The sequence below is a fragment of the Pseudovibrio sp. JE062 genome, assembly GCF_000156235.1.
Classification (GTDB): domain Bacteria; phylum Pseudomonadota; class Alphaproteobacteria; order Rhizobiales; family Stappiaceae; genus Pseudovibrio.
Window position 1 is genome coordinate 476,805 of the sequence record NZ_DS996808.1, and the last position, 15,918, is coordinate 492,722.

The 15,918-nt window shown below is 50.6% G+C and carries 16 protein-coding genes, 1 tRNA gene and 1 pseudogene; 12 read left to right on the top strand and 6 right to left on the bottom strand.

Annotation, left to right across the window (positions count from 1 at the left end; genetic code table 11):
- Positions 1 to 64 precede the first annotated feature (64 nt).
- A complete protein-coding gene (gene pcaQ, locus PJE062_RS12255) occupies positions 65 to 1,045 on the bottom strand; it encodes a pca operon transcription factor PcaQ (protein WP_008549328.1) in 981 nt (326 codons plus the stop codon).
- A gap of 41 nt (positions 1,046 to 1,086) precedes the next feature.
- Here pcaQ and pcaD point away from each other — a divergent pair, with 41 nt between their 5' ends.
- The 9 genes from pcaD (at position 1,087) to PJE062_RS12300 (ending at position 9,276) form a co-directional block, all read left to right on the top strand.
- Complete coding sequence (gene pcaD / locus PJE062_RS12260; protein WP_008549456.1) at positions 1,087 to 2,286, top strand: 3-oxoadipate enol-lactonase; 1,200 nt, start codon at positions 1,087 to 1,089, stop codon at positions 2,284 to 2,286.
- A complete protein-coding gene (gene pcaH, locus PJE062_RS12265; RefSeq protein ID WP_008549430.1) occupies positions 2,270 to 3,028 on the top strand; it encodes a protocatechuate 3,4-dioxygenase subunit beta in 759 nt (252 codons plus the stop codon). The genes pcaD and pcaH overlap by 17 nt, the downstream gene beginning before the upstream one ends.
- Before the next feature lies 1 nt (position 3,029).
- The gene (gene pcaG / locus PJE062_RS12270) at positions 3,030 to 3,641 is read left to right on the top strand and encodes a protocatechuate 3,4-dioxygenase subunit alpha (RefSeq protein WP_008549053.1); all 612 of its coding nucleotides are present in this window, start codon (positions 3,030 to 3,032) and stop codon (positions 3,639 to 3,641) included.
- Positions 3,642 to 3,650: 9 nt separating this feature from the next.
- On the top strand, positions 3,651 to 4,505 hold the full coding sequence (locus PJE062_RS12275; protein ID WP_008549277.1) for a CoA transferase subunit A: 855 nt from the start codon (positions 3,651 to 3,653) through the stop codon (positions 4,503 to 4,505).
- Complete coding sequence (locus tag PJE062_RS12280) at positions 4,502 to 5,293, top strand: CoA-transferase subunit beta (RefSeq protein ID WP_008549304.1); 792 nt, start codon at positions 4,502 to 4,504, stop codon at positions 5,291 to 5,293. The genes PJE062_RS12275 and PJE062_RS12280 overlap by 4 nt, the downstream gene beginning before the upstream one ends.
- On the top strand, positions 5,293 to 6,498 hold the full coding sequence (gene pcaF, locus PJE062_RS12285; RefSeq protein WP_008549453.1) for a 3-oxoadipyl-CoA thiolase: 1,206 nt from the start codon (positions 5,293 to 5,295) through the stop codon (positions 6,496 to 6,498). Before PJE062_RS12280 ends, pcaF begins: the two co-directional genes overlap by 1 nt.
- Before the next feature lie 7 nt (positions 6,499 to 6,505).
- Positions 6,506 to 7,570, top strand: a complete 1,065-nt coding sequence (locus tag PJE062_RS12290; RefSeq protein ID WP_208982280.1) for a 3-carboxy-cis,cis-muconate cycloisomerase — start codon at positions 6,506 to 6,508, stop codon at positions 7,568 to 7,570.
- 32 nt (positions 7,571 to 7,602) lie between these two features.
- Positions 7,603 to 8,994, top strand: coding sequence for a M20 family metallopeptidase (locus tag PJE062_RS12295; protein ID WP_008549300.1), 1,392 nt, complete (start codon positions 7,603 to 7,605; stop codon positions 8,992 to 8,994).
- A gap of 206 nt (positions 8,995 to 9,200) precedes the next feature.
- Positions 9,201 to 9,276: transfer RNA gene (locus PJE062_RS12300), tRNA-Phe, on the top strand.
- A 194-nt stretch (positions 9,277 to 9,470) separates the two neighbouring features.
- Here the strand turns inward: PJE062_RS12300 and PJE062_RS27095 are convergent.
- From PJE062_RS27095 to PJE062_RS12310, 3 genes and pseudogenes are all read right to left on the bottom strand, one after another.
- A pseudogene (locus PJE062_RS27095) lies at positions 9,471 to 10,472 on the bottom strand (tyrosine-type recombinase/integrase); the annotation flags it as partial.
- Positions 10,441 to 10,638, bottom strand: coding sequence for a hypothetical protein (locus tag PJE062_RS12305; RefSeq protein ID WP_008548859.1), 198 nt, complete (start codon positions 10,636 to 10,638; stop codon positions 10,441 to 10,443). The gene PJE062_RS12305 and the pseudogene PJE062_RS27095, both read right to left, overlap by 32 nt.
- 122 nt (positions 10,639 to 10,760) lie before the next feature.
- A complete protein-coding gene (locus PJE062_RS12310) occupies positions 10,761 to 11,252 on the bottom strand; it encodes a MerR family transcriptional regulator (protein WP_008549208.1) in 492 nt (163 codons plus the stop codon).
- A 479-nt stretch (positions 11,253 to 11,731) separates the two neighbouring features.
- Between PJE062_RS12310 and PJE062_RS12315 the strand changes: the two genes are divergently transcribed.
- The 3 genes from PJE062_RS12315 to PJE062_RS12325 are packed head-to-tail and all read left to right on the top strand — an operon-like array spanning position 11,732 to position 14,085.
- The gene (locus PJE062_RS12315) at positions 11,732 to 12,640 is read left to right on the top strand and encodes a hypothetical protein (RefSeq protein WP_008549020.1); all 909 of its coding nucleotides are present in this window, start codon (positions 11,732 to 11,734) and stop codon (positions 12,638 to 12,640) included.
- Positions 12,637 to 12,876, top strand: coding sequence for a P-loop NTPase fold protein (locus tag PJE062_RS12320; protein WP_037036697.1), 240 nt, complete (start codon positions 12,637 to 12,639; stop codon positions 12,874 to 12,876). The genes PJE062_RS12315 and PJE062_RS12320 overlap by 4 nt, the downstream gene beginning before the upstream one ends.
- Positions 12,877 to 12,903: 27 nt before the next feature.
- Complete coding sequence (locus tag PJE062_RS12325) at positions 12,904 to 14,085, top strand: P-loop NTPase fold protein (protein WP_037036699.1); 1,182 nt, start codon at positions 12,904 to 12,906, stop codon at positions 14,083 to 14,085.
- Positions 14,086 to 14,246: 161 nt separating this feature from the next.
- Here the strand turns inward: PJE062_RS12325 and PJE062_RS12330 are convergent, their stop codons facing one another.
- Both PJE062_RS12330 and PJE062_RS12335 read right to left on the bottom strand, forming a co-directional pair.
- Positions 14,247 to 14,897, bottom strand: coding sequence for a hypothetical protein (locus tag PJE062_RS12330; protein ID WP_086005225.1), 651 nt, complete (start codon positions 14,895 to 14,897; stop codon positions 14,247 to 14,249).
- A 433-nt stretch (positions 14,898 to 15,330) separates the two neighbouring features.
- Entirely contained in the window at positions 15,331 to 15,852 is a 522-nt protein-coding gene (locus PJE062_RS12335) for a hypothetical protein (RefSeq protein ID WP_008549357.1), read from the bottom strand.
- Positions 15,853 to 15,918: the final 66 nt, after the last annotated feature.

Genomic DNA, 15,918 nt, shown 5'->3' on the forward strand with positions numbered 1-15,918 from the left:
ATGAAAAATACCGTGCTTTTCATGCCGCAATGGGTATCAATATGTCCTCCGAAATGGCTTTCCTTCAGTAGGCTGGAGCGTGGGTTTCTTCCCGCTCGCTCAGGTCCATCAGAATCTCCGCAAAGCATTGAGCTGCACTGTCCAATGTCTCGCCTGCACGCATATTGAGGCCAACTGATCCTACTGTTGCGCGGGTATCGATGGGCAGTTCCACAAACTGGCCGCACTCGATCTCACGGGCGATCACGCCGCGAGAAATGATCCAGATTGCATTGTATTCCTGCGTGAATGCCCGGCCGAATGAGTCAGATACCGTCTCGATCGCTTGCTCTGGTTCCGGGATGCCATGTTCAATGAAGAGACGGTCCACGAAAGGGCGGATAATCGAGGCTGCGGAAGGCATTAGGACCGGAAAAGCGTCTAGTTCACTCACGCTGATTTGCGGTTTGCCTGCCAAAGGATGGTTCTTGTCGACAGCAAACACAACACGTTCGCGATAGTGCGGCTCAAACACTAATCCCTGCATATTTTCAGGTGCGGGAAGGCGGCCCATAACCAGATCCAGCTCACCGTTTCGTAGTTGATCGAGCAGCACGTGGTTCTCACCGGTCACGATATGCAGTCGATTGCGCAACCCTGTATCAAGGAAAGCTTTGACGGCTTGTGGAATGAGCGAAGCAGCGACAGTTGGTAGCGCGCCGATGCGGACCATTGGCCCGTCGCTATAGCTGAGCTGAGATAATGCATTGATGCCGTTACGGGCAGCCGCTAGACTGGTGCCTGCATGGCGCAGGAACACCTCACCATAGTGGGTGATGCGAATGCCGCGCCCGTCTTTTTCAATCAACGGTTGGCCGCAGATTTCTTCCAGTTCACGGATAGTCCGCGTGACAGCGGGTTGGGTCAGATGAAGGACCTCCGCAGCGCGGCTTACGCTGTTCTGGCGAGATACCTCAACAAAAGCTTCCAAATGCCTGAGCTTTAATCTGCGCAAGTTATTCATAACAATCTCAATATGATTAATCTGGATAATATCATTATTCATTTTGAAAAGGGTATGCAATTTATCCGTTTAGGGGGATGTGCATGCACTTCATAGACTTAAACGCGACCGCGCTTCACTTCAAAAAGACCAGCTCGGACACAGCTGCTCCAGCGCTTGTTCTGATCAACTCATTGGGAACGGACTTTCGCATTTGGGATGAGTTTCTGCTTCATCTCGGGCATCAAGGCGAAGTTCTGACCTATGATAAACGCGGGCATGGTCTTTCTGGTGTTGGGGACGCGCGTTACTCCATTGATTTGCATATGCGAGACCTTGCTGCACTCATGGACAGTCAGGGCATCAAGAATGCGGTGATTTGCGGTGTATCTGTAGGGGGAATGATCGCAATGGCGCTGCAGGCAGCCCGACCAGATTTGGTCAGAGGGCTCATCCTGTGTGACACCGCACCGCGCATTGGTGACCCTCAGGGGTGGCAAGACCGCATCGACGCGATTGAGGCCAACGGGATGGAGGGGATCGCCGATGCGGTGATGTCCCGTTGGTTCTCATCAGGCTTTCAGGATTGTTCGCCTGCTTCTGTCGCAGGTTATCGCAACCTGTTGTGCCGGACACCGGCGGAGGGGTACCTTGGCACTTGCGCTGCCATTCGTGATGCGGATCTGACATGCTCAGCAGCCCAGATCGACGTGCCCGTTCTGTGCATAGCAGGGGAGGATGATCAGTCCACGCCACCAGAGCTGGTGGAAGAGATGACAAACCTCATCCCGAACGCCAAGTTTGAGCGGGTTCGTAACTGCGGACATTTGCCGAGCATTGAGCAACCTGAGTATCTGGCGCATCTGGTTCGGCAGGCAATCTCGCGTTGGCCGGGTAACGTTGATCAGCGCGAGCAGCGTCAAACTGAAATCTACAAACAGGGAATGCAAACACGTCGCCGGGTGTTGGGGGACACCCACGTGAATGCAGCTGAAGTACAAAAGAACAGTTTTGATGCGCCATTTCAGGAACTTATTACTGAAGCCGCATGGGGTCATGTATGGTCAAGGCACAACTGGACATTGCGAGAGAGGTCCATTGTAACTATTGCGCTTCTCGCTGCGTTAGGGCACCTGGATGAAGTAGCCATGCATGTGAGGGCTGCAAGAAACACCGGGGCAACACGGGAAGATATAAGCGAAGCTCTGCTGCACACCGCAATTTATGCTGGTGTGCCAGCCGCAAACAGCGCCATCAAAGTCGTAAAAAATGTGTTCGCGCAGCTTGATGCGTCAGGGGAGTGAGATGAGCAAGCCAACGACCAATGCTGGTCCGTTCTTTCCGCGAGATCGAAACTGGCACCCGCAGGCATTGTCGCCCAATTACAAAACGAGTGTGTTGCGGTCACCGCAAAAAGCACTTCTGTCATTCGGAAATACAATCAGCGAAACCACTGGGCCGGTGTTCGGCCACAATATGCTTGGCGAGCTGGATCATGATCTGGTGTTGAACTACGCCAAGCCCGGTGAAAGTGCGTTGGGAGAACGCATCATCGTGCATGGCCACGTTCTGGATGAAGAAGCCAGGCCTGTGCCAAACGCGCTGGTGGAGGTGTGGCAGGCCAATGCAGGTGGTCGTTACCGTCACAAGAAAGACGGCTATCTGGCTCCGCTTGACCCGAACTTCGGTGGATGTGGCCGCGTCATCACGGATGAGAACGGCTACTTTGCCTTCCGCACCATTCGTCCCGGACCGTATCCATGGCCAAACGGGGTCAATGACTGGCGTCCTTCACATATCCATTTCTCTCTCTTCGGTTCTGGTTTCGCGCAGCGTCTGATCACACAGATGTACTTTGAGGGCGATCCGCATATTCCGATGTGTCCGATTGTTCGAACCATCAATGAACCTGCAGCCATTGAGATGCTTGTTGCCAAGCTGGATATGAACCACACCGTGCCAATGGATGCACGCGCCTATCGATTTGATATTGTTCTGCGCGGACGTCGCTCGACCATGTTTGAGAACCGTATGGAGGGCAACTGATATGACTAAACTGGAGTATCTGAAAGAAAGCCCAAGCCAGACCGCTGGCCCTTACGTTCACATTGGTTGTACCCCAAACTTCATCGGTAATACGGGGATCTTTAAAGAAGACCTTGGTGCCCGCATGGTGAATGAGCAGAGTAAAGGCCAGCGCATCACCATCAAAGGCCGTGTGTTTGATGGAACCGGCACACCACTAAAAGACGCCATGCTAGAGATCTGGCAGGCAGACAGTGAGGGCCTGTTCAACAGCCCTTCGGAAACACGTGGAGATGCAGATCCAAACTTTACAGGGTGGGGACGTCAGCCGGTAAATCTGGAAACTGGTGAGTTCTGTTTTGAGACTGTGAAACCGGGTTCTGTGCCGTTTCCTGATGGCAGAGCGCAAGCGCCGCATATCAACTTTTGGATCGTCGCGCGCGGAATCAACATCGGCCTCAACACGCGCATGTACTTCCCGGAAGAAGAAGAGGCCAATGCCGCGGATCCGGTGTTGGGCCGTATTGAACATCGCGTGCGAATCCCAACGCTGATCGCCAAGCAATCCGGCGACACCTACACCTTTGATATTTACATTCAGGGTGAAAACGAAACCGTCTTCTTTGATATCTGATTGATAAATATGGCTGAATTCTTGTCTCTAAAAGATGCGGTCAAGAAATACCTCAAAAGCGGCGATATGGCCGCTTTTGAAGGTTTTACGCACCTCATCCCCCACGCTGCTGCCCATGAAGTCATCCGGCAAGGCATTGATGAACTCACCATCGTCCGCATGACGCCGGATCTTATCTATGATCAGCTCATCGGTATGGGCTTGGTCAAAAAGATGATCTTCTCCTATGCGGGTAATCCGGGAGTTGGTTTGCTGCGCCGGGTGCGTGATTCAATCGAAAACGGTTGGCCGCGGTCTATTGAGGTTGAAGAGCACTCCCATGCAGCTCTTGCCAATGCCTATGAAGCAGGTGCCGCAGGACTACCATGCGCTGTCTTTCGTGGGTATCTGGGAACAGAGCTTCAGCGCGTGAATCCGAATATCAGAAGTGTGACCTGTCCCTTTACAGGTGAAGAACTGGCAGCTGTGCCATCCATTCGGCCAGATGTCGCCTTCATCCATGCCCTTAAAGCGGATCGCAAAGGCAATGTGCTGATTGAGGGGATTGTTGGCGTACAAAAAGAAGCTGTTCTGGCGGCCACATATTCCATCGTGACAGTTGAAGAAGTGGTCGACGAGCTGGACACGCACATGAACGCTTGCATTCTGCCACACTGGACGGTCTCAGCCATATGCGAAGTGCCAGGTGGGGCACATCCATCTTATGCGCAAGGATACTACGGCAGAGACAACAAGACTTACATCGACTGGGATCCTATCGCTGCAGATCGCGAAAAGTTTCAGACGTGGATGGAAGAGCATGTGCTGAAGCAGGGGCCAGACGTGTTTGCTGACCGCATCAAAGGGCTGGAGGTGACGTCATGACTGAGCAAGACTTTACTCCAGACGAGATGATGGCCATCGCCGCTTCCCGTGCCTTGAGCAATACAGATGTCTGCTTTGTCGGTATCGGCCCACCATCAGCTGCCTGCAACATCGCGCGTCTTACTCATGCGCCTGATATCACGTTGATCTATGAGAGCGGGACGATTGGCACTGCGCCAGATGTTCTTCCTCTTTCTATAGGTGATGGTGAACTCTGCGATACGGCGCTGACAACCGTCTCCGTCACTGAGATGTTCCGCTACTGGCTGCAAGGTGGAAAGATCACTGTCGGTTTTCTGGGGGCAGCGCAGATTGATCGTTTCGCCAATATCAACACAACAGTGGTGGGTGACTACGAGGATCCAACAGTGAGATTGCCGGGCGGTGGCGGTGCGCCAGAGATTGCGTCGTCCTCTCAGGAAATCTACATCACCATGAAGCAAAGCAAGCGTGGTTTTGTTGAGAAACTGGACTTTTTTACCTCCTTTGGACACGGGGAGGGCGGTGACCACCGCGCACGTATGGGCATCACGACAAAAGGCCCATCACTGTTGATTACAGATCTTGCCATCTGGAAACCTGATCCTGTCACCAAAGAGCTGACGGTGGTTTCCCTTCATCCGGGTACGACCAAAGAACGGGTGCAACAAACCGTGTCTTGGGCTGTACGTTTCAGTGATGATTTGCAGGAAACCCCTGCGCCGACTGAGGAGGAACTGTCTGTTCTGCGCGCATTGAAGGCGCGAACAGCGGCGGCGCATGCGGGTAACAGAGTGGAGACGGCCTGATGTCAGAGGCATATATTTGCGATTATATTAGAACACCAATTGGTCGTTATGGGGGCGCACTGTCTTCAGTTCGGGCGGATGATCTGGGTGCTCTGCCAATCAAGGCACTGATGGAACGTAACCCTTCCGTTGATTGGGAAGCGGTTGATGAAGTGTATTACGGCTGTGCCAACCAGGCGGGCGAAGACAACCGCAACGTTGCGCGCATGGTCGCTCTATTGGCGGGCTTGCCAGAAGCTGTTCCGGGGACAACACTGAACCGCCTGTGTGGCTCTGGCATGGATGCCGTGATTGCAGCGGCCCGTGCGATCAAAACAGGCGAGTGTGATCTGGTGATTGCAGGTGGCGTGGAATCCATGTCTCGTGCACCTTTCGTCATGCCAAAGGCTACTACACCGTTTTCTCGTGCAAACGAAGTGTTCGACACCACCATCGGCTGGCGCTTCGTGAATCCAAAGATGAAGAAGCAGTTTGGCATCGACAGTATGCCTGAGACTGGTGAGAACGTGGCCGAAGATTTTGGCATCTCCCGTGCGGATCAGGATGCATTCGCTGCCCGCTCTCAGGCGAAAGCTGCAGCGGCGCAGGAAAATGGCCGCCTTGCCAAAGAGATCATTGATATAACGATCCCACAGCGCAAAGGCGATCCGATTATCGTATCAGTTGACGAACACCCACGTGCGGGAACGACTGCTGAGAAACTTGCAAAGCTACCGACACCATTCCGCGAAAACGGCAGCGTCACCGCGGGCAATGCATCCGGCGTGAATGATGGTGCAGCAGCATTGATTGTTGCATCTGCTGAAGCGGTTAAAAAATATGGCCTCACGCCAATCGCACGCGTGCTGGGTGGAGCAACCGCTGGCGTGTCTCCACGCATCATGGGTATCGGACCTGCACCTGCTGCAAAGAAGCTCTGCGCACGTTTGGACCTGCAGCCATCCGATTTCGACATCATTGAGCTGAACGAAGCCTTTGCAAGTCAGGGTATCGCTGTCCTTCGCGAGTTGGGCCTTGATGAAAGCGCCGCGCACATAAACCCGAATGGCGGTGCAATTGCATTGGGTCACCCACTCGGCATGTCTGGTGCGCGCATCACTGGTACCGCTGCTCTGGAGCTGAGCCTGCAAGGCAAAAAGCGCGCACTGGCGACCATGTGTATTGGCGTTGGTCAGGGCATCGCAATCGCGCTCGAAAGGGACTGATGTGGTTGTGAGCCTCTTCACAGATCCGGTGTGGAGTGGATTGTTTGGAGATGAGGAGGTGCAAAGTGCCTTCTCACTCGAAGCAACGCTGCAGCACTATCTGGCTTACGAAGTGGCTCTCACCAACGCCTTGAGCGAACATGCGCTTATTTTACCAGAAGCAAAAGAAGCTATACTCAAAGGCTGTGAAGGTTTTGAGCCAGACCTTGCTGCACTGAAAGCGGGCGTTGCCAAAGATGGTCTGCTAATTCCGGCTTTCATCGCGCAGTTGCGTGCCCGCATTGGTGAACCGCACGCTGCTGCATGCCACAAAACATCCACCAGTCAGGATGTCATGGACACGACATTGGCTTTGACCCTGAAGCAAGTCTCTCAGATCTTGGCCTCTCGTCTGGCAGCAGTGATTGGTGCACTTGAGACGTTAAAGTCAGCAAACGCCGAGCATACGCTTATGGGCCGAACCCGCATGCAAGTCGCCCTGCCAATCACTGCGGGGGATCGCATTGCCACATGGATCGCACCGCTGAAGCGTTATCAGCAGAAACTGGAGGATATAGCAAAGCAGGTATCAGTTCTTCAGTACGGTGGCCCTGTTGGAACGTCATCAACACAAGGCGAGCATGCCGAGGCCATTGCCTCGCAAATGGCGGCAGAGCTGGATCTGGGAGTGCCCAACCAGTCATGGCACACACAACGGGATAATCTGGTCGATTATGCGAATGTGCTTTCCATGATCTCCGGTAGTCTTGGCAAACTGGGGGCGGATGTCACACTGATGGCTCAACAAGGTGTTGGTGAAATCAGGCTTACTGGAGGCGGCAACTCGTCCGCCATGGCTCACAAACACAACCCAATCAATGCAGAGCTGCTGGTTACGCTGGCGCGCTACAACAGCACACAAGTATCCGCCATGCATAGCGCGCTGGTGCATGAGCAGGAGCGTTCAGGCGCTGCGTGGGCTTTGGAATGGATGACCTTACCCGGCATCTGCATGGCGACGGGAGCCGGTCTTCAGAGTGCATTAAAGCTGCTGCAACAAACAGAGTGGATTGGAGCTCCCTTAAGTGATTAACTGCGCCAACTGAGTTTAGAGGGAGAATGAGAATGTCCAGTCGCAATGAAGCCATCCAACGGGCGGAAACCTACTTCGACAGCGGCGCATTCCTCAAAGACTTGGCACGATTAATCGCAATCCCTACTGAAAGCCAGGAACCTCACTCCAAGCCTCAACTGATGCGCTACCTGAAAGAAGAGATGCGTCCTCTACTCGAACGTCTCGGTTTCAAAACGCATATCTTCGACAACCCCAACCCAGCTGGTGGGCCTTTCCTCTATGGCGAGCGGATTGAAGACCCAAACCTCCCAACGATCCTCACTTACGGCCATGGTGATGTGGTGCGTGGACAAGCAGGCAACTGGATGGGTGGCAGAGACCCCTTCGTTTTGGAAGAAGATGGTGATCGCATCTACGGTCGCGGCACGGCTGACAACAAATGCCAGCACCTCATCAATCTGCAAGCTTTGGGCTGTTTGCTTCAGGAAAAGAAGCAACTGGGCTTCAATTGCAAAGTGATCATTGAAACATCTGAGGAGACAGGCTCTGCTGGTCTTCAGGAGTTTTTCGAAGAACACAAGAGAATGCTAGCTGCTGATGTGCTCATCGCTTCCGACGGTCCGCGTTTGCAAGCGGATACGCCAACTGTTTTCACAGGTGCCCGAGGCGCTCAGACTTTCACCCTGCAAGTTAATCTGCGTGATGGCGCAAACCACTCCGGCAACTGGGGTGGGCTGCTCGCCGATCCTGCTATCATCCTTGCCAACGCAATCTCCTGCATTGCTGATGCTCGGGGTCAGATCCAGATTCCGGGCTGGCGTCCAACCAGCCTGACGCCGGACATTCGTGAAGCGCTCAGTGAGCTGCCTGTTGGTGATCCTCAGGGACCAACAATCAGTGAAAACTGGGGTGAGGAAGGGCTGACACCTGCTGAGCGGGTGTTCGGTTGGAACTCCTTTGCCGTTTTGGCCATGAAAAGTGGTGTTCCAGAAGCACCTGTCAACGCCATCGATGGCTATGCTTTCGCTGTCTGCCAACTGCGCTATGTGGTGGGTACGGATGTTCAAGGCCTTATCCCGGCACTGCGCGCTCATTTGGATGCGAATGGCTTCAAGGATGTTGAGATCAGACAAGAAGACCGTGGCTTCTTCCATGCGACCCGTCTTTCTCCGAACAATCCGTGGGTAAAAATGGTCTCTGCTTCCCTAGAAGAAACAAGCGGTAAGAAACCACATGTGCTGCCAAACCTCGCAGGCTCATTGCCCAACGAGTGTTTTGCTGAAACTCTCGGAATGCCAACAGTTTGGGTGCCACACTCCTATGCTGGATGCTCTCAGCATGCCCCTAACGAGCACATCCTCAAGCCCGTTGCGCGAGATGCATTGAGAAACATGGTGGCTTTGTTCTGGGATATTTCAGAAAATGGAGCACCCAACGAGTAGGTAAGGGGCAACTAAAAGCCTTAGATGGCGATCAAAGCTGCTAAAAGCGCTATGATTTAAGGAGCTTATGAAATTCTGTTGAGTGGGCAGTGGAGAAATCAGATTTCTTTGAAAAAAATGCATTTGCCCGCTGGACAGGAGAAATCTGGCACCCTATAAGACGCTCACCTTCGCGGGACGGAAAACAAACCGCCCCAGCAGAATGTGCCCGGATAGCTCAGTTGGTAGAGCAGCGGATTGAAAATCCGCGTGTCGGTGGTTCGAATCCGCCTCCGGGCACCACTTATCTCTTTGAAATTGTTTGATAATAAACTGAGCATTCGCTCAGCTTTCTCAAGGTTTGACACTTTTTTCGGCATGGTTTGACACTTTTGCTCTAACTGCTTGCTGAACTCTTCCCCGCGCAGAGTGATTTCCTTCTCAAATCGGACAGCAATGTCCGACATGCTTTTGCGCAAATCAGCTCCCTTGGCATAAAGCCGTGCCATCGCTTCTGTCTCATGTCCCAGCGCAGCGGCAAGGTCTCTGTCGTTCAGCCCAATCTCCCGCAAAATAGTCGCCACTGTATGGCGCAGGCCATAAAGGGTAAGGCCCGGCTTAATCAGGTTTTTATCCTCTAATTGGATGCGCAACTTTCTCCACGATGCTCTGAACCCCGAAACAGTCCATGGTTGCCCTCTGGAGTTTGTGCAAAGCGTTGGCGCTCCGTGATCTGGCGCATCATCAAGAGCTGCTTTCAAAGGTGCAATAACAGGCCAAAAGACCGGAGCCCCTGTTTTGGCTCGCCGTGTTGAGATGAAACCATTTTGGTATTGTTGCTTGGAAAGCGTTAGGGCGTCTTGCGGACCAAGTCCCGTATACATCATCAAGGTAAGGGCAGGGACCATTTGAGGAGGAGCGTGTTTTAACACGATCCCGCGCTCATCATCTGTCCAGGGCCTGTTGGCGATTGGAGCGTTCTTAGGTTTGCGAATGGATTTAACCCCAAGAGCAGGGTTTTCTTTGACGAACCCACGTTCTTTGCCCCAAGAAAACAGAACGGAAAGCACTTGTTTTACATAATTTGCAAAACGCCGCTTACGCTGCTCCTCTGCCTTGTCTCTGAGCTTGACAATGAAGGGCGAGGTAAAGCGGGTGAGGGGTGTGTTGTGGATTGGTGCCAGATAATCAAAGACCTTCTGGTAGTCCGACTTGGTGCGATCAGCTAGTTCAAGAAAGGCAGAGCTGGCACGATACTTGTCAATCAGATTGCCGAGCGTGCCCGGCCTGCTGGTATCAGCCACTGACATCAAGTTTGTCAGCCGCTCACATTCCGCCAGAAAGGCAGCACTGCCAATTGGCGCTTTTTCCAGATTGATTGGTTCACCAGTCTTGCGATGATAACACCGCAGCTTGCCATGCTGGTCATTGAAGATCTTGAAGCCTTTGACCCGGATTATCGTCATTTCAAGCCCCCAGCTGATTGAGGAGATCATCATCCGATGGACGGCTATCTTCCTTTAAGCCTTCAATCCAGCGATCCAGATCCTTGACGTCCCAGACCTTACGCCCTCCGGGAAGAAGAACAGCGGGAACCGGACAGTTGGCCAGGAAGCTGGTTGCACTTAGACCGCAATAGGAAGCCGCATCAGCTCTCTTCAGCATGCGATACGGCTGGAATACTCAAGTTCAACTGCGCTCTCGCCATATCGATCCCCTCTCGATCTTCAGGCTATAGATGTTTTGATGCCGATAGCATGGGCCTGTGATTTAATGAGCCAAAGCGATTATTCGCTCTCCTCACGCACCTTTGTGCAAGACACCAGCACTTTCAAAAACAAAGCACCACAATCGACAATATGATAAGCAGGCTGACGTTTTGAACTTCGCATAATTTGAGTGATCGCCTCCAGAAGCTCTTCCAGTCCGAGATGCATCTCTATCTGAATATTTTCCTCATCCATTGCATTGTTGCAAAGGCAGAAAACACTACTTTCTGTGCCAAGAATACCAGACCGTTTGTTGGCGAGCTGCTGTGAGACAGTCCCGGCAATCAGCTCTGCAATCGTATTTGTGCAGTGAGAGCGTACCATGTTGTGGTAGGTGGCAACGGCCATCAGATCATTAAAGGTATATCGGGTCCAGCCTTGGCGCTCGCCCTCAAGCACCAATTGCTTCCGCCGCCTCCAGACCCGCAACGTCTCAATACTCATCCCAACGATCTTGGCAACTTCGGACGCCGTGTAAGTCCGGCTATAAGTGTCACTCTTCCCAGCCATGCTCGACTCACTTTTTGAATTGGGTCGAGAGTACCATTTTATCTGAATGGGTTAAGTGAAACGAAAATGAATCTTCTAACTGATTGGTTTAGTTGGAGTGTTGTGCGTTATGAAGAAGGATCATCAGTCCACGATATAGCAACAGAGAGGGCCAAGAGCTGCCATTCGAACAGACCAACCAAGGGTTTAGACAGCGTAGGCACTTCGCTATCGACGCAAACGCCCACCACACCCTGATAAAGCTCAACCAGCCGTTCTCTGTTGCCTGTAAGCGTATCGCTAGATAGAAGCAAAAGCTCTGCATAAGCTGATGCACCCAGGCTTCTCCCACAAACTAAGGTAATTCCAGATTAGCTAAGGCAATCTACGCAATGAGAAGCTGGCTTCTGAAAAGGGCTGGCTTTTTGTTGGGTGAAGTCTTGAGGATTGTTGTCACTGTAATGCATGCGTAGGCTTTCTGGTAAAATGTGGAGGCGTGCGTGGCTGAAGATCGGTTAGAGACAAACGAGTTTGCCAGATGGTTAGAACGAGAACCGAGCACAACCACTCACATTATAATTGTAAGAGCGCTTTTACGGCAGCTTGTGCTTGTTGATGTGAATGCTCTATCGGATTCGCATTGGCGACACGATATTTTGACTCTGTTCAGCGTTACCCTCCGCCTCTGGGCAAACTTGATTAGCGCCCCAGATGAAGCGTTCGACGTGTTCGTGTATCAAAGGTTGCATAAAGTTCTATCCAGCGCAAAAGGAGCCTCAGGAAACAGGATTGTTGAAGGAGAGGTGAATAGAGAAGCTGCATATCTCGCAGATGCGATCTTGAGTAATGCAATTGGAGTTCTAGAACTCCAGAAAATTCTCAACCAGAACTCATTTGCAGAAGCAGTTGCACTTCTAAACTATATGATTTCCAATGGAGAGTTTGCAAGAGAAAACGAGGGAGTCGATTGGGGTGGGTTGTTTTTGGAAGAGATCAAGAATGATCGCTTCAGTGTGACCAATAGCTTAACTGCAACCAAATTCATCTCCTTCCCACTCTGGCAGCATAAACATCATGATGTTGTATTCTCGCATTTTTTCAGGAACCTTCCCAAGGAAGACAACTGGTCAGTGTGGTGCGAGTGGTATGAAACAGTACTACTTGGCGGGAGTGTCACGGAGGGTTTTGTAGAGCGAATTTTGCCTGTTGGAGATGACTTCTGGGAACGAAAAGCTGCTCTCGTGAATGCGGAGATCAGAAGCATTTTGCGAAATAAGGTTCGTCTAGATGTAGAGTTGCATCTAGACGAAGTAACCGAGGATGATTCACTTGGTCGGGAAGCATTTGCTCGTGTGCTCGCGATCAGAATGGATAAGTTATTCCGCTCTGGAAAAGGACGAGACGGATGACAGAGCAGAAGGATGGAACAACAGCTCCACGGAGCACGGGTGTAGCTATTCTACTGCATGCTCCCTGGGGTAAAGGAAAGACGAGTTTGTGGAAGCTACTTCAAAAACGACTGGAGGATGGACCGCTAAAATACATGTTTAATGGTGAAGAAGTAGAAGGTGAAAAGTGGATCACTATTGAGTTTAATGCGTGGGAGCATGAGCATCGTGAAAAACCTTGGTGGCCATTCCTCTAAAGGGTGAAAACAAGTTGCCAACTTGCTTTGCACAAGCAGCATGCTTACCCAAATTGCGAGCACATTGGTGATGAATGGTGGTCTTGGCATATTCGCAAGGCAACGAACTCGTTCATTGGTGGCTTGTGGCCGCTGCTCGCTGCTGCCTTATTGCTCTATCTATTGGCGTGGAACTGGACGACAGTAAGTAGTCATTTAGGATTTGATCAGGAAACAAAGGAAACCCTCGGGCAATTCCTTAACGCATTTGCGGTGTTGTCGGTTGGTTCTATAGCTGCGTATGAGGTATTTCGTCGATTGGGCGCGGCTTCTTTTTTCAAAGGAAAGCGATCTGCTGACTATTTTGAAGACCTCACATCTGATCCTCTCTATCGAATACGGCAACTCTTTCACAAGGTTACTTATAAAGCAAACAGACCTATCTGCATCTTTATTGATGATCTTGATCGTTGTAACGCGACATATGTCGTCGAGTTCCTGGAGGGCATTCAAACCCACTTTCGAGCACCAAACGTGTTCTATGTAGTAGCAGCAGATCAGAAATGGTTGCGGTCTGCATTTGAACAACGCTATGCGGGATTTAATCCAACTTCATGTCTGCAGGCAAAACAGCCTCTTGGACTTATGTTTTTGGAAAAGATATTTCAACTATCAATAGGTGTACCTGATGCTTCAAATGAGAGGCTGGCTGCTTTTTGGAAAAATTTGCTTAATGATAGATCTGATGAAGTCTCTATTGAGGTAGTAAATCGAGTACTTGCAGAGGACCTCGATTCACAAAACCATCAGATAGAGGCAGCTATTCAAGCGATTTCAACGGAGCAAGCAGAGGGATCATTTGTACACCACCTAAGTCAGTTGAGTGACATCCTCCCAAACAACCCGCGCAGTTTGAAGCGAATGGTTAACTTCTACTCCATCTATCTTGTTAGTCGCAGCATTGTTGGTGCTACAGACAAGACCTTGCCAACTCTATCAATGGCCCGATGGATCATCTTTGGACAGCGCTTCTTAGAATTATCTGAGGCTTTATTGGAAGAGCCAGAACGTTTGAACGAATTAAAGCGCGGGAGCGCTAATAAGGTAACGGATATTATTTCCAGGCATGCTGGCGATGATAATATTCGGAGTATTTTGGGATATGCTGGAACCAATCGGAATAATCCAATCGATCCTGAGCATATTAAAATTATGAAGACGTTTGGATAATTTAAGTAGGGTTGTGCCGCAAAATTTGGCCGTTTTGCAGATTCCTCGGTAATCCACCATTTGCCCAAATGGCGGGAGTATGTAGCAGTTGGTAGGATATTCTATTCACTGTTTTATAGCACATCTGTAAGTCTCTAATAGGAGGCAGTTTCTGATCCGTTCTAAGATGTGCGCGGGAGCCATTTAGAAGTATCAACGATTTCAACCGCCTCATTGTGCGCCGAATAGTACTCTCCCACGGTTGTGTATCGACTGCCGAACCTAGCCTGGAACTCAGCTTCTAGCTTTTTGTTGCGACTAAGAATACTCGCCAATGATCGCCTGCCCGTTAGAAACTTTATCGCGTATTTTGTTCCAGTAAGGTAGAGAAACCGCCGTTTTTCAGTTGCTTCGTGAGCTAATAGATAAAAATCCTTAAATACTCCATTTTGCCGAATGCTCTCTGCCCCACCTTTCCAATTGATGAACTTGAACTCCGCAATGCGATGATCTGTTTCGAGATCAAATTTTCGCCCAGTGTTACCTGCTCCGAGTGAAAGATATTGAACTTGTTCTCCTGGTTGTAAGATGTTGGGTAAGCACATAAGAATGCCGAGTGCATGAACTAATACATTAATTTGCCCAGTTGCTTCTTTCACAAGACCGGCTGCTTCCCAAGTCTGCTGACTTATCATCTTCTCTCGTAGTAACTCTGCAGTCTCTTCGGCTCTTATACCCTTTGCTGTGTTCTCGAGCGACTTGATAGTTTGAGTAAGATTGGGACCACTAAAATGCTCTAGATCCAGAAGCGCAGAGGCTAAATCGAGTTTCATAAATTTTCCTAGGCTAGATTGATTGGGTTTGGCTTATTGGACGCGGTTTAGCATTCGCCACTACGAAGTCGTTTCAGAATCGGTTGCTTCTCACCTTAAATGCAAGCATAAGTTGATAAATACTTTGGTCGGAACAGCCTGTTGTCAGGACGAATTCCGGTATTGGTCAGCTGCTACGTGCTAGGAATATCTAGAATTTGGGCCACAAGCGGTCATTCTAGCAGTTCTAGCAAGAGTTGAGACGCACTTACCAAAGAGTTCTCAATCGTTCTGATAGTTGATTTGAAGCTACTCAACTAGAGTTGATTGCAAATGAGGGTCGGATGCTACACTAGGGCTTGAGTTGATATTTATGCAAAGCGCAGCTAAGGGCCTGAAAGAGTCCAAAATGATTTATGCTATAAGATGCCCAGAGGACTGCTTCAGCACTAATCTATCTCGATCTTGCAATCGTCAGAGCTTCTTGCCGCGCCAGCACGAATGTTTCGAAAAGACCTTCTGCCGGGAGTTGATCCCAACCTTCAGAAATTACCTCGCCGCTATCCTCAAAGATGTAGTAATATTCTTCAGCGATGCTAAAAATACCGTCAGGCCGCTCAACTATTACCAAACGTCGCGACTGCTCCTTCATTGGCACTATGGCTTCATCATCGTCTGGGTTTTGGCTCGGCCTAGATACGAGACGATAAAGCTCGGTCGCAAGTTGCGAAAACTGAACAGTACTCTCGTAGTCAGGATCACCGTTGGGAAGCTGCAAATAGATATCGTTTATCGATCCCATGCCGCCGTACATCTGTTTGATCTGCGCCCGCAAGTCATCGATATGAAGGGTGGTTTTTGCCGTTAGCGAACGCAGTTTCTTTTCCCAGATTTTGGTATGTTTGCTCTTGGCTAGAAGATCGACCATTTGGTTCAGGGTAACAACAAATTCGTCTGATTCTTCAGTTGGCTTCATTCATATTTCTTTCCTGTATAGAGAAGGTCCACCCTTCTTCAAGAAGAGTTACCAGCCTCAACCGGG